1 pseudogene is annotated in these 701 nt (G+C 44.1%); it reads right to left on the bottom strand.

Features of this window, described 5'->3' with window-relative positions:
• Nucleotides 1–402, bottom strand: a pseudogene (gene cca / locus R7Q09_RS25750) (multifunctional CCA tRNA nucleotidyl transferase/2'3'-cyclic phosphodiesterase/2'nucleotidase/phosphatase); the annotation flags it as partial.
• Nucleotides 403–701 lie beyond the last annotated feature (299 nt).

Here is a 701-nt window from a genome sequence, read left to right as displayed (position 1 = left end):
TCTAAGGGGATCTTCCACAAAAGCATCCGATACATGACGCAATATGCGATTATTCAAATCGGCTTGGCCGCCATAAGGATCGTACAGCTGGCCGCTATCATCCATCGCCATGGCATTAATGGTTAAATCACGGCGAATCAAATCCTCTTCTAGCGTTACGCTTGGATCGAAGAAACAGTCAAAGCCCGTGTAACCTGAGCCTGATTTTCTTTCGGTTCGTGCAAGTGCGTGTTCTTCTTTATTTTTAGGATGAAGAAAAACAGGAAAGTCTTTTCCGACGGCAGTGTATCCTTGAGCAAGCATCATTTCTGGTGTGGCACCGACTACCACCCAATCGTTGTCATAACTGTCAATGCCGAGCAATTGATCTCGAACTGCGCCACCTACTAAATAAACTTGCACGAATTACCTCTGAATTTATGGATATGACGTTGGACATTGTAGCAAGCAATGGTACTTTTCTTTACTCCCAAGAACAGATGCAACTATGTTTACATCATATTTGATTCTTTTGGGATGGGTTTTTAGCTGGAGATCCTAATGTATAAGGACTTTTTTGGGTTTGTTGAACAGCCGTTTTCGATTGTTCCAAACTCACGTTATTTGTATTTAAGCCAACGTCATAAAGAAGCGATCACGCACCTCAATGCGGGATTGGGCGACGGCGGTGGTTTTGCCATGCTGACCGGTGAGGTAGGAAC

This window comes from Vibrio sp. 2130-1 (assembly GCF_033339515.1).
Note: the sequence above shows the minus strand (reverse complement) of the source record. Positions and strands in the feature narration are given on the sequence as shown.